Source organism: Actinospica robiniae DSM 44927, assembly GCF_000504285.1.
GTDB lineage: Bacteria > Actinomycetota > Actinomycetes > Streptomycetales > Catenulisporaceae > Actinospica > Actinospica robiniae.
This window is the reverse complement of sequence record NZ_KI632511.1, coordinates 5,643,901-5,667,259: the sequence shown is the minus strand read 5'-3', so window position 1 is coordinate 5,667,259 and position 23,359 is coordinate 5,643,901. Positions and strand designations below refer to the sequence as shown.

21 protein-coding genes are annotated in these 23,359 nt (G+C 70.6%); 12 read left to right on the top strand and 9 right to left on the bottom strand.

From position 1 onward, the window contains the following. Positions 1-46: 46 nt before the first annotated feature. On the bottom strand, positions 47-730 hold the full coding sequence (locus ACTRO_RS24020; RefSeq protein WP_034266507.1) for a Crp/Fnr family transcriptional regulator: 684 nt from the start codon (positions 728-730) through the stop codon (positions 47-49). Positions 731-1,116: 386 nt separating this feature from the next. Here ACTRO_RS24020 and nth point away from each other — a divergent pair, with 386 nt between their 5' ends. From nth to ACTRO_RS24000, 4 genes are read left to right on the top strand one after another with little or no spacing between them, the layout of a single operon-like run. Further along, positions 1,117-1,950 carry an endonuclease III gene (nth, locus tag ACTRO_RS24015; protein ID WP_051451296.1) on the top strand — a complete coding sequence of 278 codons (834 nt, stop codon included), beginning with the start codon at positions 1,117-1,119 and terminating at the stop codon, positions 1,948-1,950. A 13-nt stretch (positions 1,951-1,963) separates the two neighbouring features. Then, positions 1,964-2,707, top strand: coding sequence for an NUDIX hydrolase (locus tag ACTRO_RS24010; protein WP_034276448.1), 744 nt, complete (start codon positions 1,964-1,966; stop codon positions 2,705-2,707). Then, positions 2,694-3,878, top strand: a complete 1,185-nt coding sequence (locus ACTRO_RS24005; RefSeq protein WP_034266504.1) for a MarP family serine protease — start codon at positions 2,694-2,696, stop codon at positions 3,876-3,878. Before ACTRO_RS24010 ends, ACTRO_RS24005 begins: the two co-directional genes overlap by 14 nt. Before the next feature lie 36 nt (positions 3,879-3,914). After that, positions 3,915-4,622, top strand: coding sequence for a metal-dependent hydrolase (locus ACTRO_RS24000; RefSeq protein ID WP_034266502.1), 708 nt, complete (start codon positions 3,915-3,917; stop codon positions 4,620-4,622). A 52-nt stretch (positions 4,623-4,674) separates the two neighbouring features. Here ACTRO_RS24000 and ACTRO_RS23995 read toward each other — a convergent pair whose 3' ends face one another. The 6 genes from ACTRO_RS23995 to ACTRO_RS23970 all read right to left on the bottom strand — a co-directional run bounded on the left by ACTRO_RS23995 (position 4,675) and on the right by ACTRO_RS23970 (position 11,175). After that, positions 4,675-5,592: an alpha/beta fold hydrolase gene (locus ACTRO_RS23995; RefSeq protein WP_034276446.1), complete on the bottom strand. Its 918-nt coding sequence runs from the start codon at positions 5,590-5,592 to the stop codon at positions 4,675-4,677. 116 nt (positions 5,593-5,708) lie between these two features. Then, positions 5,709-6,089, bottom strand: a complete 381-nt coding sequence (locus ACTRO_RS48225) for a phage holin family protein (protein ID WP_169739941.1) — start codon at positions 6,087-6,089, stop codon at positions 5,709-5,711. 239 nt (positions 6,090-6,328) lie between these two features. Then, the gene (acs, locus tag ACTRO_RS23985; protein ID WP_034266500.1) at positions 6,329-8,287 is read right to left on the bottom strand and encodes an acetate--CoA ligase; all 1,959 of its coding nucleotides are present in this window, start codon (positions 8,285-8,287) and stop codon (positions 6,329-6,331) included. A gap of 191 nt (positions 8,288-8,478) precedes the next feature. Next, the gene (locus ACTRO_RS23980) at positions 8,479-9,078 is read right to left on the bottom strand and encodes an acetate uptake transporter (protein ID WP_034266497.1); all 600 of its coding nucleotides are present in this window, start codon (positions 9,076-9,078) and stop codon (positions 8,479-8,481) included. A gap of 126 nt (positions 9,079-9,204) precedes the next feature. After that, the gene (locus ACTRO_RS23975) at positions 9,205-9,954 is read right to left on the bottom strand and encodes a LytR/AlgR family response regulator transcription factor (protein ID WP_211244393.1); all 750 of its coding nucleotides are present in this window, start codon (positions 9,952-9,954) and stop codon (positions 9,205-9,207) included. Positions 9,955-10,008: 54 nt separating this feature from the next. Next, the gene (locus ACTRO_RS23970) at positions 10,009-11,175 is read right to left on the bottom strand and encodes a histidine kinase (protein WP_084316493.1); all 1,167 of its coding nucleotides are present in this window, start codon (positions 11,173-11,175) and stop codon (positions 10,009-10,011) included. 104 nt (positions 11,176-11,279) lie between these two features. On the opposite strand from ACTRO_RS23970, the gene ACTRO_RS23965 reads away from it, so the two are divergent. After that, on the top strand, positions 11,280-12,098 hold the full coding sequence (locus tag ACTRO_RS23965) for a Fic family protein (protein WP_157436867.1): 819 nt from the start codon (positions 11,280-11,282) through the stop codon (positions 12,096-12,098). A gap of 413 nt (positions 12,099-12,511) precedes the next feature. Here ACTRO_RS23965 and ACTRO_RS23960 read toward each other — a convergent pair whose 3' ends face one another. After that, positions 12,512-13,312: an HAD family hydrolase gene (locus ACTRO_RS23960; RefSeq protein ID WP_034266494.1), complete on the bottom strand. Its 801-nt coding sequence runs from the start codon at positions 13,310-13,312 to the stop codon at positions 12,512-12,514. A 750-nt stretch (positions 13,313-14,062) separates the two neighbouring features. Between ACTRO_RS23960 and ACTRO_RS23955 the strand changes: the two genes are divergently transcribed. The 7 genes from ACTRO_RS23955 to ACTRO_RS51485 all read left to right on the top strand — a co-directional run bounded on the left by ACTRO_RS23955 (position 14,063) and on the right by ACTRO_RS51485 (position 19,415). Then, positions 14,063-14,788 (top strand): CpaE-like family protein, encoded by a 726-nt coding sequence (locus ACTRO_RS23955; protein WP_051451293.1) that lies wholly within the window; start codon positions 14,063-14,065, stop codon positions 14,786-14,788. Continuing rightward, positions 14,785-16,152 carry a TadA family conjugal transfer-associated ATPase gene (locus ACTRO_RS23950; protein ID WP_084316492.1) on the top strand — a complete coding sequence of 456 codons (1,368 nt, stop codon included), beginning with the start codon at positions 14,785-14,787 and terminating at the stop codon, positions 16,150-16,152. The genes ACTRO_RS23955 and ACTRO_RS23950 overlap by 4 nt, the downstream gene beginning before the upstream one ends. After that, on the top strand, positions 16,152-16,904 hold the full coding sequence (locus ACTRO_RS23945) for a type II secretion system F family protein (protein WP_051451292.1): 753 nt from the start codon (positions 16,152-16,154) through the stop codon (positions 16,902-16,904). Before ACTRO_RS23950 ends, ACTRO_RS23945 begins: the two co-directional genes overlap by 1 nt. Next, positions 16,901-17,971 (top strand): type II secretion system F family protein, encoded by a 1,071-nt coding sequence (locus ACTRO_RS23940; protein ID WP_157436392.1) that lies wholly within the window; start codon positions 16,901-16,903, stop codon positions 17,969-17,971. Before ACTRO_RS23945 ends, ACTRO_RS23940 begins: the two co-directional genes overlap by 4 nt. A 135-nt stretch (positions 17,972-18,106) precedes the next feature. Continuing rightward, the gene (locus ACTRO_RS23935; protein ID WP_245594476.1) at positions 18,107-18,424 is read left to right on the top strand and encodes a DUF4244 domain-containing protein; all 318 of its coding nucleotides are present in this window, start codon (positions 18,107-18,109) and stop codon (positions 18,422-18,424) included. Beyond that, on the top strand, positions 18,421-18,831 hold the full coding sequence (locus ACTRO_RS43790) for a TadE family type IV pilus minor pilin (RefSeq protein ID WP_051451291.1): 411 nt from the start codon (positions 18,421-18,423) through the stop codon (positions 18,829-18,831). The genes ACTRO_RS23935 and ACTRO_RS43790 overlap by 4 nt, the downstream gene beginning before the upstream one ends. After that, positions 18,828-19,415 (top strand): Rv3654c family TadE-like protein, encoded by a 588-nt coding sequence (locus ACTRO_RS51485; RefSeq protein WP_084316490.1) that lies wholly within the window; start codon positions 18,828-18,830, stop codon positions 19,413-19,415. Before ACTRO_RS43790 ends, ACTRO_RS51485 begins: the two co-directional genes overlap by 4 nt. A gap of 1,335 nt (positions 19,416-20,750) precedes the next feature. Here ACTRO_RS51485 and ACTRO_RS23915 read toward each other — a convergent pair. After that, complete coding sequence (locus ACTRO_RS23915) at positions 20,751-23,153, bottom strand: DEAD/DEAH box helicase (protein ID WP_034266487.1); 2,403 nt, start codon at positions 23,151-23,153, stop codon at positions 20,751-20,753. Positions 23,154-23,359 lie beyond the last annotated feature (206 nt).

The window sequence follows — 23,359 nt, the reverse complement described above, 5'->3', positions numbered from 1 at the left end:
CGCCGTCCGCGAACGCGCCCGCGAGCGGCCCCTGGTCCGGGGCCGCTCAGCGGGCCCGGCGGGCCAGGCGGACGGTGTCGAGCAGGACGACGGCGCGGGCCTCGAGCTTGATCCAGCCGCGCTGGGCGAAGTCGGCCAGCGCCTTGTTCACCGTCTCCCGGGAGGCTCCGACCAGCTGGGCGAGCTCCTCCTGGGTCAGGTCGTGCGAGACCTTGATGCCGTCCTGCTCCTCGCCGGCCGGCTGGCCGAAGCGGGTGGAGAGGTCCAGCAGCGCCTTGGCCACCCGGCCGGGCACGTCGGAGAAGACCAGGTCGGCCAGGGTCTCGTTGGTCCGCCGCAGCCGCCGGGCCATGGCCTTGAGCAGGGCGCGGGCGACCTCGGGCCGGGCCGAGAGCCAGGGCATGAGCTCGGCGTGGCCGAGCGCGAGCAGCTTGGTGGCGGTCAGCGCGGTGGCGGTGGAGGTGCGCGGCCCGGGGTCGAACAGGGAGAGCTCGCCGAACATCTCGCCGGGGCCCATCACCGCGGTGAGGTTCTCCCGGCCGTCGCCCGAGCTGCGGCCGAGCTTGATCTTGCCCTCGACCACCACGTACAGCTGGTCACCCGGGTCGCCCTCATGGAACAAGGCGTCGCCGCGGCTCAGCACGATCTCGGTCATCGACTTGAGCAGGGAGGCCGAGGCCTCCTCGTCGAGCGCGGCGAACAGCGGGCTCCGACGCAGCACGTCGTCCACTGGCCAACCCTCCAACAGTCCTCGCGGACACTAAGGTCTCCGTTGGCCGGTGGCTGTCCACTCGACCTCGAATTCCAATCTGTTATGTCGTTGCCCCTCCAGTGTGGCCTACGACACCGCCTAACACCTAGTCGGGAACCGGGCTCGCGAGCGGCCCGATCACGTCTCTTAAGAGTGCGTGAACGAGCACGGGAAGAGCCCGGGAACGGCAGGGGGGCTTCGGCGCGTTTTGTTCTCTAGGGTGCGGATGTTCGCATAGCCGAGACCGGCGCCCGTAGGCTTGGCTCCTGGGCCCGGGCACGAGACCCGAGCCGTTGCGGTAGTCGGTAGGTACAGCGGTGGTCGGCCGAAACGGCCGTGGTCGGTGGAAGGTCGGCGAGGCGAGCGTGACGGAGCGCAAGGCGGGCGGCAAGCCCGAGTCCCGCGTGGCGCTGGTGCGCCGGGCCCGGAAGATGAACCGCGTGCTGGCCGACCTGTATCCGGACGCCCACTGCGAGCTCGACTTCCGCAACCCCCTCGAGCTGATAGTGGCCACGATCCTGTCCGCGCAGTGCACGGACGTGCGGGTGAACCAGGTGACCCCGGGCCTGTTCGCGCGCTACACGACCGCGGAGGAGTACGCGCAGGCCGAGCGGATCGAGCTGGAGGAGCTGGTCAGGCCCACCGGCTTCTACCGCAACAAGGCCAGGTCGATCATCGGACTGGGCCAGGCGCTGTGCGACCGCTTCGGCGGCGAGGTGCCCGGTCGGCTCGAGGACCTGGTCACGCTGCCCGGCGTGGGGCGCAAGACCGCCAACGTCGTCCTCGGCAACGCCTTCGACGTGCCGGGCCTGACCGTCGACACCCACTTCGGCCGGCTGGTGCGGCGCTTCGGCTGGACCGCGCTGGAGGACCCGGTCAAGGTCGAGCACGCGATCGGCACGCTCTTCCCGCGCTCGGAGTGGACGCTGCTCTCGCACCGGCTGATCTTCCACGGCCGCCGCGTCTGCCACTCCCTCCGGCCCGCCTGCGGCGCCTGCCCGCTGGCCGCGATGTGCCCCTCGTACGGCGTCGGCGAACTCGACCCGGTCAAGGCCGAGGCGCTGCTCAAGCCCGCATCCGCGCGCGAGGCGGCGGCCTTGGCCGAGGTCCGCCGGCAGCAGGCCGCGGCCCAGGTCGCGGTGGTGGCCAAGCCCCGGCGAGCCTCGGCCTCGGCCGCGCCGGCCGGAAAGGCCCGGTGACCGGAGCGTGCCGATGCCGATGCCGTCGCCGGGCGATGTCCAGTTCGCCGACCCCGACGCGCTGCCCGGCTGGCTCAGCCCGCTGGCCCGCGCGACGCAGGAGGTCGCCACCGAGGCGGACTGGATGGACCGGCCGCAGCTGCGCCGCTCGGCCTCGAAGCCCGGCGAGCCGCGTCGCTCGGCCGTGCTGCTGCTGTTCGGCGAGGGACTTCCGCACGGCCCGGACATGCTCATCACCGAGCGCGCCGCCACGCTGCGCGCGCACGCGGGCCAGGCGGCGTTCCCGGGCGGCCGGCTCGACCCGGCCGACGGCGATCCGCACGGCGAGGGCCGGATCCGGGCCGCGCTGCGCGAGGCACAGGAGGAGACGGGGGTGGATCCGGCGGGCGTGAGCGTGTTCGGCGTGCTGCCCGAGCTCTACCTGCCGCCCAGTGACTTCCTGGTCACCCCGGTGCTGGCCTGGTGGCGCTCGCCGGCGCCGCTGCTGGCGGGCAGCCCGAGCGAGGTCGCCCGGGTGTGCCGGGTGCCCCTGGCGGACCTGGTCGATCCGGCCAACCGGATCCGGGTGCGCCATTCGTCAGGATTCAACGGCCCGGCCTTCGTCGTGGGCGAACTGCTGGTCTGGGGCTTCACCGCGGGCGTCCTGGACGCGGTGCTCCGGCTCGGCGGCTGGGCGAGGGACTGGGATGAGAAGGCCGCGGCCTTCGACCTGCCGCTCGACCTGAGGGAGTTCCGGAGCGCACATGGACCTGCTTGATCTCATCATCATCCTGATCTGTGTCGGCTTCGCGATCTCCGGCTACCGGCAGGGCTTCGTCGTCGGCGTGATGTCCTTCATCGGCTTCGTCGGCGGCCTGCTGGTGGGCGTCTGGCTGGTCCCGGACGTCATGCGCCGCTTCGAGTCCTCGCTCGTGGTCTCCACCATCTCGCTGTGCGCGGTGCTCGCCCTGGCCGTGCTCGGGCAGGTGCTCGCCACCTCGCTCGGCGGCCGGGTGCGCCGGGAGCTGACGTGGCGTCCGGTGCAGGCGGTGGACCAGGGCGCCGGCGCGGTCGTCTCCGTGGTCTCGGTGCTGCTGGTCTCCTGGTTCCTAGGCCTCGCCCTGGCCACCTCCTCCATGCCGGTGGTGGTCTCCCAGGTGCACCAGTCGCGGATACTGGCCGGCATCCAGCGGCTGCTGCCGGCCGACTCGACCACCTGGTTCCACTCGTTCTCGCTGGTGCTCGGGCGCAGCGGCTTTCCCCAGGTGTTCGGGCCCTTCACCCAGGAGACGATCGCCAACGTGCCGGCGCCGGATCCGGCCGTGCTCAACGAGCCCGGCGTGACCGCGGCGAAGAACTCGATCGTGAAGATCGTGGGCGACGCGCCGAGCTGCGGCAAGCAGATCGAGGGCTCCGGCTTCGTCTTCTCGCCGCACCACGTGATGACCAACGCGCACGTCGTCGGCGGCGTGAGCAACCCGACGGTGCAGATCGGCGGCGAGGGCACCCCCTACCCCGCGAAGGTCGTGCTCTACGACCCCGAGCGGGACATCGCCGTGCTCTACGTCAAGGACCTCGACGCACCCTCGCTGCAGTTCGACACGAGCGGTAAGGCCGATGACAACGCCGTGGTGGCCGGCTTCCCCGAGGACGGCTCGTTCACGGCCGTACCCGCGCGCATCCGGCAGGAGATGGACGCCCAGGGCCAGGACATCTACGACCAGAACACGGTCACCCGGGACATCTTCTCGCTGTATTCGACGGTGCTTCAGGGCAACTCCGGCGGCCCGCTGCTGACCGCGGACGGCGAGGTGTACGGGGTCGTATTCGCCAAGTCGCTTCAGGACTCTGCCACGGGGTACGCGCTCACTGCGAGCCTGGTGCAAGGCGATGCCCAGCGCGGCATCGACGCCACCGCGCCGGTCGACACGGAAGGTTGCGCCGTGTAGGTTCGCGGACTGATCGGATAATCGTAAGGGGGGGCCATGCTCGGCCATTCGCATTCGACCAGCGGTGTGCTCACCTGGGGGGCCGCCACCGCGGCCGCTCCGGTGGCCTGGTGGTCGGATCTGCTGAGCCATCAGAAGCTGACGCCGGCGGACATCGTGCTCGGCACGTTCGCCACCGCCGGTGCCGCGCTGCTGCCCGACCTCGACCACCCCGACGGCTCGATAGCCCACTTCCTCGGGCCGGTCTCGCACCAGTTCTGCAGGCTGGTGGAGAAGATATCCGGCGGCCACCGGCACGCCACCCACTCGTTCCTCTTCGTCGCCCTGGTGACCTTCGGCACCTGGGAGGGCGCGCACCACTGGGGCCGGCCGTTCGTGCTGGCGATGATGTACATCCTGCTCTCGCTGGCCGTGCGCGCGCTGCACCTGTGCCCGCCCGGAAAGGGCATCCACTCCTGGGGCGTGGTGGTGATCATCGCGGCCGTCGGCACCTTCGCGACCTATCAGTACCTACCGGCCAACCCGGCCTGGCTGCCCGCGGCGGTCGGCCTCGGCGCACTGACCCACCTGGGCGGGGACTGCATCACCAAGGAGGGCTGTCCGCTCTTCTGGCCGGTCAAGATGCGCTTCGAGATACCGCTGATCAAGCGCACCGGCAACAAGTTCGAGACGGCCTTCCTCACCCCGCTGTTCGCCGTCGCCGGTATCGCCCTGCTCGTCATGGCGGTCCGCAACCCGCGCTAGCCGGTCTCGCGCCGGCCGGCCTCGGCCGCGATCCGGCGGGACCCGCCCGCCGTCAGCGGTCCGGTTCCTCGTCCCGCAGCCAGCCGAGCACCTCGGCGGTGAACGTGTCGGGCGCCTCCTCCTGCGGGAAGTGCCCGATGCCGTCGAGCAGCCGCCACCGGTACGGGGCGTTCACGTGCACCCCCGAGCCGCGCGCGGTCGAGTCGAGCACCGCGCGGTCGAGCGCGCCGTGCAGGTGCAGGGTCGGCACCTCGGTCAGGGCCCGCATCCGCTGGTGGTAGCGCAGCCCGTCCGGACGCACCAGGGAGCGCACCTGCCAGCGGTAGTACTCCATCGCGTTGTGGGCGACGCCCGGGATCTGGATCGCCTGCCGGTAGCGGCTCTCCACCGTGGCGTCCGGCCAGCCCGGCCGGCTCCAGTTCTCCAGCATCCGCGCGACGTGCGCTCCGCCGTCCTTGACCAGCGAGCGCTCCGCCTGCATCGGACGCTGCGCCGCGAAGATGTGCCTGCTGGCCGCGATCTGGCCCGGGTGGGTCAGCAGGGCCGAGCGGAACACCCGCGGATGCGCGGCGCCGACGATCACCAGCCGGCGCACCGCCTTGGGGCGCATGGTGGCGGCGGTCCAGGCCAGCCCGGCCCCCCAGCCGTGCCCGATCAGCACCGCGTTGGACTCGCCGAGCGCCCGGATCACCCCGGTCACGTCCATGGTCAGGGTCAGCGGGTCGTAGCCGCGCGGCGGTTTGTCGCTGCCCCCGATCCCGCGCAGGTCCATGGCCACCGCGCGGTAGCCCGCCTCCGCGAAGGCCGGGAGCTGGTGCCGCCAGGTCCACCAGAACTGCGGGAAGCCGTGCAGGAACAGCGCGAGCGGCCCCTCACCGAGTTCGGCGACGTGGAAGCGCGCGCCGTTCGCCGGCACGTCCCGGTGTGTCCACGGTCCGTCCGCGTACACCGGGCTGAGATCTGAAGCCATGCTCGTCAGCATGGCACAACTGGATGGCGGAGCAGTGTCCCCGACACCACACGCGAGAGTGATAAGTACGATCAACACTCGCTTTCGCGAGCGTCAGCGCAGGCCGGAGCCGTCGCTCACTCCGCGCGCTTGAGCACCGCGACCGTCTGCGCGCTCGAGCGCTTGGTGGCCTCGACGCCCTTGATCTTCTTGAACCTGGCCATCCCTATGGCCCCCGCCGCCCCGCCGAGCACCAGCAGCGCGCCGCCGGCGATCAGGAAGCACCAGGCCAGCCCGAGGCCGGTGGCGTGCAGGCCGTACGCCGCGGCGAAGCACAGCATCATCATCGCGAACAGCGCCAGCAGCGCCGCCGCGCCGAACAGCCCGCCGCCGGTGGCCGCCTGCTTGACGTCCTCGCGTACCTCCGCCTTCGCCAGCGCGATCTCGCCGCGCACCAGCGCGGAGACATCCTGCGCCGCGCTCGAGACCAGGGTGCTCAGTTTCTGCTCGGTATCCACGGACATCGCATTCCTGCCCTTCTGTGCGTGCTCGGTCCACCAAGGTCGCTCCTCGCGTACCCGGCCCACGCGGTCGCTATCCGGGGGTTGCGCCACTCGGGGGGGAGCCGGATATCGGCAAATCGATTTGTCGATAAATCTCCTTGACGACATAGATCGTGCCCTCCCGCCCCGGAACACGACGAGGGCCCTGCCCGGCCGAAGCCGGACAGGGCCCTTCATCACCGTTGCGGCGCGCTTTACTCCTCCGCGGCGTGCGGCAGCTTCGCCGCGATCAGGTCCATCACCGTCGAGTCCGCGAGCGTGGTGGTGTCGCCGATCGCCCGGTCCTCCGCGACGTCCTTGAGCAGCCGTCGCATGATCTTGCCGGACCGGGTCTTGGGCAGCTCGGCCACGAACTGGATCTGCTTCGGCTTCGCGATCGGCCCGAGCGCCGTGCCGACGTGCGCCTTGAGCTCGGCGTCGAGCGACTCGTCCTCGGCGTGCCCGCCGCGCAGGATCACGAAGGCCACGATCCGCTGCCCGGTGATCTCGTCCTTGGCCCCGACCACCGCGGCCTCGGCCACCTTCGGGTGCGAGACCAGCGCGGACTCCACCTCGGTGGTGGAGATGTTGTGCCCGGACACCAGCATGATGTCGTCGACCCGGCCGAGCAGCCACAGGTCGCCGTCGTCGTCCTTCTTCGCGCCGTCGCCGGCGAAGTAGTAGCCCTGCTCGGCGAAGCGGGACCAGTACGTGTCCTTGTACCGCTGCGGGTCGCCCCAGACGCCGCGCAGCATCGAGGGCCACGGCTTGTCCAGCACCAGGAAGCCGCCGCCGCCGTTCGGTACGACGGTGCCGTCCTGCTCCACCACGTTCGCCGAGATGCCCGGCAGCGGGGTCATGGCCGAGCCCGGCTTGGTCTCGGTCACGCCCGGCAGCGGGGAGATCATGATGGCGCCGGTCTCGGTCTGCCACCAGGTGTCCACGATCGGGCAGCGGCTGCCGCCGATGTTCTCCCGGTACCAGATCCACGCCTCCGGGTTGATCGGCTCGCCGACCGAGCCGAGCAGCCGCAGCGAGCTCAGGTCGAACTTCGCCGGGATCGCGTCGCCCCACTTCATGAACGTGCGGATCGCGGTCGGCGCGGTGTAGAGCAGGGAGATCTTGTACTTCTGCACGTTCTCCCAGAACCGGCCCTGGTGCGGGGTGTCCGGGGTGCCTTCGTAGAGCACCTGGGTGACCCGGTTGGAGAGCGGTCCGTAGACGATGTACGAGTGCCCGGTCACCCAGCCGACGTCGGCGGTGCACCAGTAGACATCGGTGTCCGGCTTCAGGTCGAACACCGCGTTGTGGGTGTACGAGGTCTGGGTCAGGTAGCCGCCGGAGGTGTGCAGGATGCCCTTGGGCTTCCCGGTGGTGCCGGAGGTGTAGAGGATGAACAGCGGGTGCTCGGAGTCGAAGGCCTCCGGCGTGTGCTGGTCGGACTGCGCGTCCACCAGCTCGTGCCACCAGATGTCGCGCTCGGCGTTCCACGGCACGTCCTGGCCGGTGCGCCGCACCACGAGCACCTTCTCCAGCGACTCGGCGCCCTCCACGCCCGCGTCCGCGTTCGGCTTGAGGTTGGCCACGCCGCCGCGCCGGTTGTAGCCGTCCGCGGTGATCAGGACCTTGGCGCCGGCGTCGTCGATCCGGGAGCGCAGCGCGTCCGGGGCGAAGGCGGCGAAGACCACCGAGTGCGGCGCGCCGATCCGGGCGCAGGCCAGCATCGCCACGACGGTCTCCGGGATCATCGGCATGTAGATCGCCACCCGGTCGCCGGCCGCCACGCCCAGCGAGGTCAGCGCGTTCGCGGCCTTGCACACCTCGCGCTGCAGCTCGGCGTAGGTGATCGAGCGCGAGTCGCCCGGCTCGCCCTCGAAGTGGATGGCCACCTGCTCGCCGTGCCCGGCCTCGACGTGCCGGTCGACGCAGTTGTAGGCCACGTTCAGCTTGCCGCCCACGAACCACTTGGCGAACGGGGCGTCAGACCAGTCCAGGGTCTGGGTCCAAGGCTCGGCCCAGTCCAGCCGACGCGCCTGGGTCTCCCAGAAGGCGAGCCGGTCGGCCTCGGCCGCGGCGTAGGCTTCGGCGGTCACGTTGGCCGCCGCGGCGAACTCCGCCGGCGGTGCGAACCGTCGCTCCTCGTGCAAAAGGTTTGACAGCGCTTCGTTGGACACGCGCGAACTCCTTCACGGGCAATCTATGTTGCAGACCGGCTCGATCTCATGCGGAGGGTTTCGGAACCCTCCAGCGCCCAAGCACACCAGGCCGCAGAGGGATACGCAAGGTCTGCGCCGAATTTGGTCTAGACCACGATAGCGGGCCGCGGCCCCGGAAGGGGGCCGCGGCCTGGGTTTCGCCGACCGGATCAGCGCTTGAGGTTGGCCGGCAGCAATTCGCGCTTGTGCGTCGTGTTGACGATCGTGGAGGCCGCCGTGTACCAGGCCAGCAGCCCGGTCACGATGCCGAGCCAGCCGCCGACCTTGGTCAGTGCGGCCGGGTCGGTGCCGGTCGCGTTCTGCCAAGACCCGAAGGCCAGGAACAGGAACGTGAGGGTCAGGAAGAACAGCGTCGCGATCAGCGCGTGCGAGTTCTTCAGCGCGGCGAGGGTGAAGATCGCCGTGATGACGGCCCAGCCGAGGAAGAACCAGGCCACACCGTTGGCGGTGGCGCCCTGGCCACCTTCCTCCTTGGCCCAGTACCAGAAGATCAGCCAGAACGAGCCGTACGAGAAGAACGCCGTGGCCCCCAGCAGGTTGCCCCGCCGGAAGTCCCAGATGCCGGCGACCAGCTGCGCTCCGCCGCCGTAGAACACGGCCAGCGCGAGGACCAGCCCGACTCCGTCAGCGCCCTTGAACAGGTTGGCGTTGCTCAGCGAGAGCATGAGGGTGGTGAAGCCGAAGCCGAGCAGGCCGAGCGGGGCCGGATCGGCGATGGCCGGGGCGGACGCGGGAGATTCGTTGCTCATGCAGCCTTCAGATCCCTTCTCCATTGTAGGGTCCTGAGCGACCTCTTCCCGTTTCACCCGTTCGCGGTAATGATCCCCGGCGCACTTGCGCCCAAAGGCGGGCGGAGCGCGCCGAACGGAGCTGCCTCAGGAGCGCTGGCCCGGCAGGTTTACCAGCCGTTCACGCAACTCGCGCGCGTGCCGCCGGCTGACGGCGAGCACCTTCCCGCCGACGGTGACGGTGGTGTGCCCGGCATCCCAGCGCACCTCGGAGATGTGTCGCAGGGCGACCAGGTAGGAGCGGTGGATCCGGGCGAAGCCGTGCTCGGTCCAGCGCTCCTCCAGCGTCGCCAGCGAGATCCGGACCAGGTGCGAGCCGGCCGACGTGTGCAGCCGGGCGTAGTCGCCGTGCGCCTCCACGAACCGGATCTGAGAGCGCAACAGGAACCGGGTGACTCCCGCCAGCTCCACCGGCACCACCTCGTCCGGCGCCTGATCGCCCTTGGCCCGCGCGCTGCGCCGCTCCTCCACCCGCCGCACCGCCTCGGCCAGCCGGTCCTGGCGCACCGGCTTGAGCACGTAGTCGACGGCGTGCAGGTCGAAGGCGTTGACCGCGAAGTCCTCATGCGCGGTGACGAACACCACGTGCGGGCTGTCCTTGCGCCGCGCCAGCGTCCCGGCCAGATCCAGCCCGGTGACCCCGGGCATCCGGATGTCCAGGAAGACCGCGTCGATCCGCCCCGGCTCGCCGAGTGCGCGCAGCGCCTCCGCGGCGCCGTTGGCCGTGCGGATGTTCGAGATCCGGGAATCGGCGCCCAGCAGATAGGCCAACTCCTCGAGCGCCGGCTTCTCGTCGTCCACCGCCAGGACCGAAAGTCCGCTCTGCTGTTCCGTCACCGCGCCGCTCCTGTCGCGCCTGCTGGTCGTCGTCGGCCCGTCGCGGGCGGGTCCCTAGCGGGGAATGCGCACCGTGACGCTGGTACCGGCGTCCGGCGCGGAATCGAGCTCGAGCCCGTACTCCGGTCCGAACGCGGCGCGCAGCCGCTCATGGATGTTGGACAGCGCGTGCGCTTCGTTGGACCCGCGTCCGTCCAGAGCACTGCGGCCGGCCTCGGCGTCCATGCCCGCGCCGTCGTCCCTGATGACGATGGCGTAATGCTCGTCGGGCCCGTCGGCGTCCCGGCGCTCGGCCGTGATCGTCACGGTGCCTTGGCCGCCTCGCTCGCGCAGCCCGTGCCTGACCGCATTCTCCACCAGGGGCTGCAGACACAGGAACGGGATCTCCACCGCGAGTATGTCCGGCGCCACGCGCACGGCCAGTTGCAGCTGGTCGCCGAACCTGGCCTGTTCGAGCTCGAAATAGCAGTCGATGCAGCGTAACTCCTCGGCCACCGTCGTCATCGAGCCTCCCCGCCGGAACGAGTACCGGGTGAAGTCGGCGAACTCGAGCAGCAGATCCCTGGCCCGGCCGGGGTCGGTGCGCACGAAGGAGGCGATGGCGGTGAGCGAGTTGTAGATGAAGTGCGGTGAGATCTGCGCACGCAAGGCCCTGAGTTCGGCCTCGACCGCACGTGCCCGCGACTGGTCGAGCTGGGCGAGCTCGAGCTGCGAGGAGACCCAGCGGGCCACCTCGCACACGGCCCGGGTCAGCGCCACCGACGCCGCGGTGTTGTAGGCGGCCAGTGTGCCGACCGTCTCGCCTTCGACGACCAGCGGAGCGATCACCGCGTCCCGCACGGTGCAGTCCTCGCTGCCGCACTCGATCCAGTCCAGCAGTTTGACGCGCCCGGTCGAGATGACTTCTTTCGCGTGCGTATACGCGTCGGACTCGTGCCGGTGCCCGCTGCCCTCCCAGGCCAGCAGCTGCTCGGAGTCGGTGATGGCCACCGCGGTGGTGTCCAGCAGCCGGCGCAGATGCCGGGCGGCCTTGCGCGCGGAATCGGCCGACAGGCCCTCGCGCAGTGCCGGAGCGGCCAGGGAGACGGTGTGCATCGCTTCGTACGCGGCCCGTTCGGTCGCCGTCCCGTAGACATGGTGGCGCCGCGCCGCGCGCATGGCGGCGCCCACAGGGATCGCCAGTACTCCGGCTACCGCGATGGTCGTGGTGGCTGAATCCACACAGCGACGGTACGGCAGTCCGCAGCCGGGCGGAAGAAGACGGGGCGGACAAAGCGCCGGATCCGGCGAAGTAGTATCCAGATGTGCGACAACCAGTGACAGGAGTGCAGGTGCAGGCGGATCCTTTGGCGGCGGTGGCCGCCCTGCCCGGCGTGGAGGAAGCGGTCGAGCGGTCCCGCGTGGCCGTGGACCGGCTGCGTGGTCACAAGGTGTTGCGAAGCCGTAGCGCGCAGGTGACGGCCGAATCCGCCCTGCGCGGTGCCCGCGCGTCGGCCGCCCTGGCCGGAGCCGACTGGCCGTTGGAAGAGCTGCGACGGCGCACCGACCTGGGCGACGAGGTGGGCGCCGCGGCGGTCCGCGGCGCGCTGCGGATCTCCGGTGAACTCGGCGAGCTGCTCCCGATCCTCCGTCAGGCCCCGGCCCAAGCACTGACGCGGATGCACCTGCTCGCGGCCGCCGGCGAGGTGGACCCGACCAGGATCGGCCGCCCGCGCATCGAGGGCGAGCCCGTCGCGGCCGAGCCCGCGATGCCGCAGGAGCCCGTCGACGCGCAGGAAGCGGCAGCCCGCCTGACCGCCCTCGCGGGCGTGCTCGCCGCGCCGAGCAAGGCGCCGGCCCTCGTGGTCGCCGCCATCGCGCACGCGGAGCTGCTGTCCATCGCGGCGTTCGGCTGGGGCGACGGGCTCATCGCCCGCGCCGTCTTCCGCCTGCTTCTGGTCGACCGCGGCCTCGACCCCAACTCGCTGGCCGTCCCCGAGGTCGGCTGGGTCGAGCTGGGCCTGCCCGCCTACCGCGAGGCGCTCGCCGCGTACGCGCAGGGCACCGCGGTCGGGATCGCCGAGTGGATCACCGCGTGCGCCCAGGCTCTGGAGCTGGGAGCGCAGGAGTCGATGGCCGTCTGCGAAGCACTGATGCGCGGATAGGCAGGCTTCTGACCTGCGGCGATGGTGTGGCGGTGGGGCGACCTTGGGCCATCCGGGTGAAGATCCCGGCGTAGGCCCGGCGCCCCACTTTCCATCTCCCCGGGATGGGCCTAGAAAGGAAGTACGGCCCGCGAGACCGCTTCGAAGGATATGTGTATATCCGAGGAAGAAGGAGTTGGAGTCGACCGGCCCACGGACCGCACGCGGAGATTCGGGAACCCACGCGCGACCGACCCTCGTCAGGGCCCGCCGCCGGACCGCCGAGACCTGGGTGGAGAGAAACCAGGTGACGGCCCGGAACTGGGCGAAGAATGGTGCACGCTGCTACCCCGGATCCCGCTGCTTAGGCGGCGCCCCGGACCGTAGTCCGGAGCGCCGCCTTGCCACGGTCTTCGGCGGTGCCCCGCGGCCGCTCAGTCCCCCGACTTCGTCTTCCGCCGCGCGTACCAGACGATGCCCGCCGCGGCCGCCGTCCCCACACCCACCGCCGTCGCCGCCAGCACCGGCTTCGTCGGCAGCTGGATGTTGGCCATCTTGGCTCGGAGCGAGACTGGGTTCGTGAACACCAGCACCGGCCAGTCCCGCGACCCGGCCTCCTTGCGCAGCGCCCGGTCCGGGTTGACCGCGTAGGGGTGCCCGACCGCCTCGAGCATCGGCAGGTCGGTTGAGGAGTCGCTGTAGGCGTAGCTGTCGCCCAGGTCATAGCCCTCGGCTTCGGCCAGCTCCTTCATCGCGGCAGCCTTGTTTTCGGCGTACGCGTAGAACGCGATGTCGCCGGTGTAGCGCCCGCCCTCCTCGACCATGCGCGTGGCGATGACCCGGTCGGCCCCCACCATCCGCCCGATCGGTTCAACCACCTCGGCGCCCGAGGACGAAACGATGATCACGTCCCGTCCGGCCGCCTTGTGCTGGGCGATCAGGTCCGCGGCCTCTTGGTAGATGAGCGGGTCGATCAGGTCGTGCAGTGTCTCGGCCACGATCTCCCGGACCTGCCCGACGTCCCAGCCGGTGCACATGTCGGAGAGGTACTTGCGCATCCGCTCCATCTGGTCGTGGTCGGCGCCGCCGGCCAGATAGACGAACTGGGCGTATGCGGTTTTGAGCACCGCGCGCCGGTTGATCAGCCCACCCTGGTAGAAGGAACGACCGAAGGCCAAGGTGGAGGACTTCGCGATGATCGTCTTGTCTAGATCGAAGAACGCCGCCGTGCGCATGAGGGAAGCATACGTGCTTCAATGCCGCACGGGACCGGCGCCCGGAGACGAGGGCACAAGCGCCCCAGTCGTACGCACCTGACGCGCGGATCCGTGCCGCGCCCAGCGGGCCGGGGTCGTCCCGCCGACGCCTGAGACCGGGCTCCAGGCGCCGGAAAACGAGCGCCAGGACGAAGCTCACGGTGACAGACTCAGCCGTTTGGCGTAGTCAGCCGGGTGTCAGTTTGCCTTTAGGGCGGTTCGGGTACACCATGGAAGTCACGGATCGTTCGCGACCGTGCAGCCTTGGCCCGGCTCCTCCCCCCCGAGCCGCGCCAGGGTGACGACCCCCGCTCTCCCCCCCCGGCGGGGGTCGTCCTTTTTCTCCGGGCGACCCGTCCGGAGCTTTTTTGTTTCCGCGCTTTGTGCGCCGGTCTCCCCGTTCGCTCGCGCACGTCTCGCGCTTCTCGGCAGCTTTCTCGCGTCCGCGCCCTTCGCTTCGCTCTGGTCTTCGTTCTGGCGGGGCCCGTGCCTGGCGCTGCTGCGTCCGCTCCGGATGATGGGCGCTTCTGCCCGCTCAGATCGGGACTGAACATCCCTTCATGTTTCCCATCAGCCAACTTATCCACAGGCTCAAGGCCAACTTATCCACAGATTTCAATGATCAGTGGAATTGATGCTCCCTGATAGCCGATGGTGATAGTGCGGGCACGCAAAGTGTCCGCCCGGTGGTGAAACGCCGGTTGCCCAGGACCCAGGGGGTCGAAGACGATGCCGACCAGTGCGTCCCGCTACCACTCCGCGCCGTGCGTCGCCGTGTTCGGCGGTTGCGGCGGCGCGGGAGCGTCCACTCTCGCCGCCGGGCTCGCCCGGTCCGCTCTGCGCAGCGGCCGCGCCGTCGTCCTCGTCGACGGCGATCCGCTAGGCGGCGGGCTCGAGACCCTTCTGTCCGAAGAGCTCTCGCCCGGGGCTCCCGGCCTGCACGGCGCCGCCGGTCCGCGCGCGTCTGCCGGATCGGTGGGGCCGGCCATCGCCCTGTTTCCGCTACGTCCAAGGGAATCCGCGCTGACGGTGCTCAGCTGGGGTCGTCCAGACGGGGCGTCCATTCCGCCGGACGCCATGCGTCTGGCCCTGAGCGAGTTGGCCGGCACGGCCGAACTCCTCGTCGTCGACCTGCCGCGCACCCTGGGCGATGCGACCCGCGTCGCCGCCGCGTACGCCACCCACAGCCTGTTGATCGTCCCGGTTGCCGAGCGCGCGGCCATCTCCGCTCATCGACTGCTGACTCAGCTCGGGGTGCTCGGCCCGCGCCCGGGATTGGTCGCCCGATTGCCCTCCCGAGACCTGCTCGATCCGGCACATCTGGCCAAGGCTCTGCGCCTGCCGCTGGCCGGCGTCCTCAAGCACGGCCGCGACCGCTCGACGCTGCAGCGTGCCTCCCTCGACCGCTTCTGCCTGCGCTTCGTCGACTCGCTCTTCGGCTCGGTGACGACGTGAATCCGCAACCCCAGCCTCAGCCTCAGCCTCAATCTCAGCCGCAGTCCCAGTCCCCAGCCTTCGGATCCAGTGGAGGCGTCCTCAGCGCTCTGCATGCGCAGCTGGCGGCCGGCAAGCTCGCGCCCGAGCCCGCGGCGGTCCGGGCGGCCTTGATCGAGCAACGCTGCACGCTCGGCCCCGAAGGCCTCGACGCGCTCGCGCGGGCGGTTTGCGACCAATTCCTCGGCTCCGATCCGATCGCCGCGCTGCTGCGCGATCCGGAGGTCACCGACGTGCTGATCAACGGCCCGGGCACGTCCTGGGTCGAGCGCGCGGGCCGGCTCGAGCCGGTGGAGAACGGCTTCGTCGACGAGGCGGCTGTGCGGCGTTACGCCCAGCGCCTGGCGGTGCAGGCAGGACGCCGTCTCGACGACGCGAGTCCCTACGTCGACGTCCGCCTCCCGGACGGAAGCCGGATGCACGCCATCCTGCCGCCGCTCGCCGTCGAGGGCACGACGATCTCGCTGCGCACCTCACGCCGCCGAGCGTTCTCGTTGGCCGAGCTGCACGAGATGGGCACGGTGAACGAGCTCTGCGTCGCACTGCTCGCCGAGATCGTGGCCAAGCGAGTCTCGTTCCTCGTCACCGGTGGCGCGGGGACCGGGAAGACCACGTTGCTATCCGCCTTGCTGTCCCTGGTCGAGCCGACCGAACGTCTGGTGCTGGTCGAGGACTGCTCGGAGCTGACTCCCTCGCATCCGCACGTGATCCGTCTCGAGGCCAGGCCGGCCAATCAGGAAGGCCGGGGTGAGGTGGGCGTGCGTGATTTGGTCCGGCAGGCCCTGCGGATGCGCCCGAACCGGATCATCCTCGGTGAGGCACGCGGCGCGGAGATCATGGACCTGTTCACCGCCCTCAACACCGGCCACGAAGGCGGCTGCGGGACGCTCCACGCGAACCGTCCGCAGGACGTGCCCGCACGCATCGAGGCGCTCGCGCTCATGGCGGGCGTCTCGCGGGAGGCAGTGCACAGTCAGGCCGCGGCCGCCGTTCGACTTCTGCTGCACCTCGAACGTGACAGCTGCGGGCGTCGCCGCCTTCAGTCGATCGCGGTCTTGCGACGTCGGCCGGGCACCGGGCCGCTGCAAGCCGCGCTCGCATTGAGCTTCGACGAATCCGGCAAGGTTCGCGATTGGCCCGGGCTCGGCCAACTCGAAGAGGAACTCGGCCGGGTCGACGGGGCACAGCCCGCACCTCGCCAGACCCGTTCCGCACCGACCGACTTTCCGCGCGCCATCGCGCAGGAGTTCAGCGGGCGCGACCGTCCCTACATCCACCGCAGCGGAATGTATCAGCCGACCGCCGACCGTCATGGAGAAGCCTGATGAACATTGCCGAATTGCTGGGGCCGGGTCGGCGATTGCCCGCGGCCGCGACGGTGCTCGTCGCCGGATTGTTGAGCCTTATCTGCCATTCGCTGATGCCGCTGCTGGTTTTGCCGCCGACGGTGGCGGTCCTCGCGTACCGACGTGCCCGGCGTCGCCGATGGGCACACTACGACGCCCAACGCGAGGCGGTGGCTGCTCTGTGCACCGCCCTGCGCGCCGAACTCGAGGCGGGCCTTCAGCCGCGAGCAGCCTTCATGTCCGCGATTTGGAGCCGTCCGGAGTTGCGTGACATGGCGGAGAAGGCGAGTGTGCCGAGCCCGAACCTCGACCTCGTCCGCTTTCTCACCGCACACGCTGCACTCCCGGGCCGTCGCGCTTTGCGAGCCCTCGCAGCGTGCTGGCATGCCGCGGACCGCCACGGCGTGAGGCTGACTGAAGCGGTGGCCGGCATCGAGGAAGGGCTGAAAGCGGAAACGGCACGCGCGCGGGCCGTGGCGGTCGAACTCGCCGGCATCCGCGCGACCATCCTCCTACTCGCCGCGTTGCCTGCCTTCGGCATCGCTCTCGGGCTCGCGCTCGGCGCGGATCCGGGTGGCGTGCTCCTGCATCACATGGCAGGTCAACTGTGTCTGATCTTCGGCATCGGCCTCGATCTGTGCGGGCTGCTCTGGACGGACCAGCTCGTCGCCGGTCTCCGACTGGAGCCAGGTCCGTTCCGCACCGGACGTAAGAAGGAGGCGTGGGCATGAGTGGAACGCCGAACGAGGCAGGAATCACCATGGGCGGCTCTCAAGGTGAGACGTGGCCTACCCCCTGGCCGAAGCCCACCGGCATCACTGGTGCCACGGGTACTCCCACGATGTCGGGCGCTCGCACCATCCTTCTGATCCCCCAGCACGTCAACGCGCTCAGCCAGCCGGGCTCGCGAGCCTGGGAGGCGGCGGCCGCGATGATGCTCGGAATCTGTGCGCTCGCTCTGCGCCGAAGCCGCTTGCCGTCGCTGCCGAGCATGCCCGCTGTGGTTCGGGCGGATCCGTTCGCTGTCGCGTGGACCTCGATCCGGCTCCGACGTCCCACGATGCCGGACGCCGCGTGGGCGGTACTCGGCGGTGTGGCGGCGGCATGCCTCATCGGCGGGCCGATGGCTGTTCCAGCAGCACTCTTCGGCGCCGTCGGCACGCTGATCGCATTGGCGCGACGCAGAGCGAAGGTCGGCATGCGCCGAAAGACCCGCGCATGCGCCCAAGTGCCGCCGCTCGCCGACCTGTTCGCCGCAGCGTTGGCAGCCGGGTTGCAGCCTGCTGATGCCGCTCTGACAGTCGCCCAGGCATTCGGGAGCGACGTGGTACCCGCCCCGCCTGCTCGGGCCGAGCGAGAGTTCGAGTACGCGCAATCCGGTGGGCTCAGAACGGATCCGTCAACACAGGTCATCGAACTGCCCGCCATGCAGCGAGAAACGAACCGCGAAGCATTGACCGATACCGACTTACTGGCATGCCGATTCCATGACGCGGCCATGGCGCTTCTCGCAGGCACCGACGCTCAAGCAGCCTGGAGTGCATTCGCCGAAGACGAGGCGACCGCCCCGCTTGCTGCGGCGGTCATCCGCGCCGGTCGGACGGGAGCCCCAGCCGCGACCACGGTGGCCAGGGCTGCGCACGAATTGCGCGAGGCGGCATCGGCCGCGCTTCTCGCCGAGGTCCACGCGGTCGGTGTCAGGGCGACCGCGCCTCTCGCGGCCTGTTTCCTGCCGGCGTTCGTGCTTCTCGGCGTCCTACCGACTGCCCTCGGGTTGCTATCTCGCGTCCACGCTTAGCTTCCATCTTCCGCCCTTCCGCCTTCCGCCCTTCCGCCTTCCGACTTCCGCTGCGCCGCATCCCGCGTCCGCCATTTTCAGCCGCAATGCCGACTGCTCAACCTTGCGCATAACGCGCCCGACGAAAGGTCCATCATGGCCATGCTCGCGCCGCATCAGCGGCCCACGCCGCACCTGCCCGCGCTCGCCTTGGCGTTCGCTTCCGGCCCGGTCCCGAGCGCCTTCATCCACCTCGCCCCGAATCCGCGCGCGTATCCCGTTCCGCGTTTCCGCCCGCGCTACCGCATCGGGCTCAATGCCGACCCGGAAGCGGGCACCACCACGGCCGAATACGCCATCGGAACGCTCGCAGCATGCGCATTCGCGGCAGTGCTCTACAAGATTCTGACCGGCGGCTCGGTGGCCGCCGCGCTGGAAGGGCTCATCCACCGTGCGCTCGGAGTCGCCGGATGACGCGCGACTGGCTGACCCGGCACTTCGCCCGGTCCTGGCCCTGCGGCTCGGAGCTGGAGGCGGGATACGTCACGGCCGAGACGGCCCTGCTCCTGCCGGTGCTCCTCGGCTTCGGCTACGCCCTGACGATGCTCGTCGTGCTGGCGGGCGACCAGATCAGATGCACGGACGCTGCTTGGGAGACGGCGCGTGCGCTGGCGCGAGGTTCCCCGAGTTCAGCCCTGACGACTTTGGTCGGCCAATATGCGCCGGCCGGAGCAAGCGCCACGGTTCGTGAGGCCGACGGGTCACTGACCGTGCGGGTGGAGCACGACCGGGGAATCGTCAGCCGATTCCTGCCGGACGTCAGCGTCGTGGGAGTCGCGACAGTGCCCTGCGAACCAGCAGTCGAAGGATGTGATGCATGATCGCTTCAATTCACCCACCGTTGTCGGCAGCGTGGCACCGAGGGCGAGCGGGGCGCCGGCTGACTGGTCGCATCGTGTTCGGGCGCATTGCGACTCGGCAGCTGGGTCCCGTGGGCCTTGGAGGTCACCGGGCGGACCGGGAGCGCGGCTCGGCGACGATCTGGGCCATCTGTGCGCTGACGCTGGTCTCGTCCGCGGTCGCCTGGGCGCTGCTGTGGACCGCCGCAGAGAGCACGCGCCACTCGGCGGAGCGCGCCGCCGACACCGCGGCGCTCACCGCGGCACGAGCCGCCTTGCAACGGCTCTCGGCACAGGACGGCCCGGCCCCCTGCGCCGCCGCTGCCATCGCGGCCCGGCGAGCAGGGGCGAGCCTGGTGTCCTGCGCCTGCGAGCCCCTCGACTGCTCGATCTCGGTGGCGCGGAACATGCCCCTGCTCGGCTCATTCGCCGAAGGGCTTCCTGGCTCGTCGCGGATCGACTCCGTCCAGGCCGGCAGCCGGGCTGGTCCCGTCGGCGAGAGCGGGACCGACGGGTCCGCAGCGCGGCGGGACGGCGTCGCCGGGATCGGAGGCGGCATGACCTGAGCAGGGGTACTCGGCCGTGGCCTGAAGGGGATCGGAGGTGAACTGATCGAAGAAGGGCGGTGCGGCGGAGAACGCCGAAGGACGGAGCGGGTCGAAGCCGAGGAAGTTGCCGAACGCCGTGGGCTCGTCATCCAAGCCGGTCAGCGGACCGCTGGCCCAGTAGTCAGGCGCCGACGGCCTGCGGCGAGGTGCCTCCGCGTCGTCCGACGAGGGTGCGAGACGGCTTGCCCAGTCGTCGGGCTCTGCCCGCAGGCTGTGGGGTGCCGACCACTCCGGCGGGGCCTCCCGCGAGCCGAAGGCCATGAGCTCGTCAGACGGCCCGTCGTCGGATGAGGTCGGCGCGTCCTGGCCCTCGCCGTTGACGGCAGGGCCTTGGCCCGGCTGACCCGTCGGTGGAGCCGCGGCGTGGGCCGTCCAGCTCCCGGGTGCGTTCGCTCCCGGATAGCCATACGCATCTCCGCCCGGATAGCCGTGGGCTCCCGCTCCGGGGTAGGCGTTCGGGTACGAGGCCATGGACCCGGCCGCCGCCGCTGCGGCAGCCGCCGCGGCAGCCTGCTCCTCGGCCTCGAAGTCGACGCCGGACGCCGCGGCGCGCAGGGCCCTGAGCTCGATGCCGCGCTCGCGCGAACGCCTGATGCCCGCGGACAGCAGCCAGAGGGCGGCGAAGAGTGCCCAGGTACATATGGCGCCGGCGAGGAAGATCTGGGCGGCAGTGGTGCGGACCATGACGCCGAGGAAGGCGAGCGAGTCCGGATGATTCGAGTCGGCGACGATGCCGCAGGTCACGGCCACGACGCCGATGATCACGGCTACCGCCACGGCTATCATCCGGGTCGCCTGCCTTCGCTGTTCGTCGATGCTCGGTCGTCAGTGGTCGTCTGCGGTGGCCGTGGGCCGTCAGCCGGTGGCAGCCGCCGTCAGCTGTCAGCTGTTCAGCCGGAGGCGCCTCGCCGTCCGGGGCCAGCGCTAGGCCGGGGCGACTTGCCCGCGACCGGCTGATGCATGACGGTGAACGTGCGGGGCAGACCAGGAGTGCAGAACATCGCTGGTTCATACCGGCCTGTGCTGATTACTCAGCACTTGAGTATGTGGCGCACGCGGACCGCCCAGCTGATGCTCACTCAGCCCCGCTGAGAGCTCAGTCTCTGGTCCGTGAGCGTGACGTGCCCGCTGGTCTCGACTCGTCCGACCCGACTGGTCTCGACTCGTCCCGCGGTGCTCGCTCGCTCAGCGGTCGTTCCGCCTGCTCGCCTGCATTGCCGGCTCTGCCCGTTCCGCTCTTGCCCTGCCTGTTCAGCTCCGCTCGTTCCGTGCCGCTGACGAGCTCCATACCCTCTAGCTGGGCTTGAGCAAAACCTCCAGGAGCCGGATGGCACCCGTCTTGTCCAATGGTTCGTTGCCGTTGCCGCACTTCGGGGACTGCACGCAGGACGGGCAGCCGGTGCGGCACTCGCAGGCGGCGATGGCGTCGCGTGTCGCGGTGAGCCAGTCTCGGGCCTTGGCGAAGCCGCGCTCGGCGAAGCCGGCTCCGCCTTGCAGGCCGTCGTGCACGAACACGGTGGCGAGGCCCGTGTCGGGGTGCTCGGCGGCGGACAGGCCGCCGAGGTCCCATCTGTCGCAGTCGGCGAACAGGGGGAGGAGGCCGATCGAGGCGTGCTCCGCCGCGTGGGCGGCGCCGGGGACGTCGGGGGCGCCGAGGAGGGCTTCTTCGAGGCCGGCGGGGGTCACCGTCCACCACACTGCCTTCGTCGTCAGCGTGTGCTCGGGCAGGTCGAGCGGCTCTTCACCGAGCACCTGGCCGGTTCGGCTGTCGCGCTTGAGGTAGCCGACGACGCGGCTGGTCACCGCTACGGTGCCGTATGCGATTCGGCAGTGGCTGTTCCACTCCTCGACGCGTTCTTCCTTGAGGATCCTGACGTCGGCCTGCTCCCGCGCGTACGTCGCGTAGCCAGGGTCCTTTGCCTCGACCAGCGCTATGGACGCGTCCAGGTCGAGGTCGCGCACCAGGTAGCTCTCGCCTTGGTGCAGGTAGACCGCGCCCGGGTGTACCGCTCCGGCCGCGGCGGCGCCGTCCGCCATGCCGAGCAGCCTGCCGGTGTCCGCCTCGATGATGCGCACCGGCTCGGCGCCGGAGCCGCGCAGGTCGCTCAGGTCCGCCGCACGTTCGGGCCTGGTCCAGTACCAGCCGTCGGCTCGCTTGCGCAGCCAGCCGGTGCGGCCCAGCTCCTCGGCCAGGGCGTGGGCTCCGGGGCCGAACAGGTCGAGGTCGTCCTTGCGCAACGGCAGCTCGGCCGCGGCGGCGCAGAGGTGGCCCCAGAGCACGTACGGGTTGCCCGGGTCGAAGACCGTAGCCTCCACCGGCTTGCCGAACAGGGCTTCGGGGTGGTGCACCAGGTACGTGTCCAGCGGGTCGTCCCGGGCCACCAGAACCGCCAGGGCCTCTTGGCCGGTGCGTCCGGCTCGGCCAGCTTGCTGCCACAGCGACGCGCGGGTGCCCGGGTATCCGGCCATCACGACGGCGTCCAGGCCGGCGATGTCCACGCCCAGCTCGAGCGCGTTGGTCGCCGCGACCGCCGTGAGACGTCCGGACTGCAGCGCCGCCTCCAGCGCTCGGCGGTCTTCGCGCAGGTAGCCCGCGCGGTACGCGGCGACCTGCTCGCCTCGCACGCCGCTGCGCTCCAGCTGCTCGCGGGCCATGATGGACACCAGTTCGGCGCCGCGCCTCGACCGGATGAACGCCACCGTACGGACCTGCTCGCCGGCCAGGTCCGCCAGCAGCGTCGCGGTCTCCGCCACGGCCGTGCGCCGGGTCGGCGCGCCGCGCTCGCCGCGGGCGTCGGTCAGCGGCGGCTCCCACAGGGCGAACAGCATCCTGCCCCGGGGGGATCCGTCTTCTGTCACCGCCTCGACGTCGAGGCCTGTCAGCCTCGAGGCAGTGGCCTGAGGGTCGGCCGTGGTGGCCGAGGCCAGGGCGAAGATCGGATCAGCACCGTAGTACGCGCACAGCCGCCGCAGCCTTCTGAGGACCGCGGACACGTGCGCGCCGAACACGCCGCGGTAGCCGTGGCACTCGTCCACCACGACGTACGCCAGCCTCCTGAGGAAGCCGGCCCAGCGGCGGTGGTCGGGCAGCATCGAGTAGTGCAGCATGTCCGGATTGCTCAGGACGAACCGGCCGTACTCCCGGATCCACCGGCGTTCCTCGGCCGTCGTGTCGCCGTCCAGGCATACCGCCGGGGGCAGCGGCAGGTCGAGTTCGCGCAGGCGACGCGCTTGGTCAGCAGCCAGCGCCTTGGTCGGGGCGAGGTAGAGGACGGTCGCGGCGCGCTGCCGGGCGCTCGGCGCGGCGGGGGCGAGGGTCTCTTCGGACGGAGCCAGGAGGCTGGCGCGCACTGGCGCGGGCGTCCGCTTGCTACGCGCCTCAGCGTCGCCGAGCAGGCGGGAGAGGGCCGGCAGCAGGTAGCCCGCGGATTTCCCCGAGGCCGTGCCCGTCGACAAAACCGTGTGGCGGCCGGCGTGCAGCAGCTCGGCCGCCTCGACCTGGTGCGACCACGGGCGCTCGACGCCGTTCGCCATCAGCCGCTCGACCAGCAGCGGGTCAGCCCACTGCGGCCACTCCCCGTAGCGCGGCAGGCGGGCGTCGACCTGCTCGACATGGACGGCGCTCCCCTCGCGCGAGGGGCCGCCGAGAAAGACAAGTCGCCGAAGGATCTCCTCAGCGGTCCGCGAACGTGGCATGGTAGTAAGAGGTTAGGCGCTCCTGGCCGTCGTGGTACGCACCAAGCCACTCTTCGTGGTGAAGCAGGGGAAGGCTTTGCCGGAAAGGTGGGGCAATCCGTCACCGGCTGTCCCCGGAGAGTGATTGAATGCAGGGTACCGATGGAACCGGGCCCGGCTCGCGCGCTCGGCGAGACGGTTGCGGAATACGCATATGAAGCAGTGCT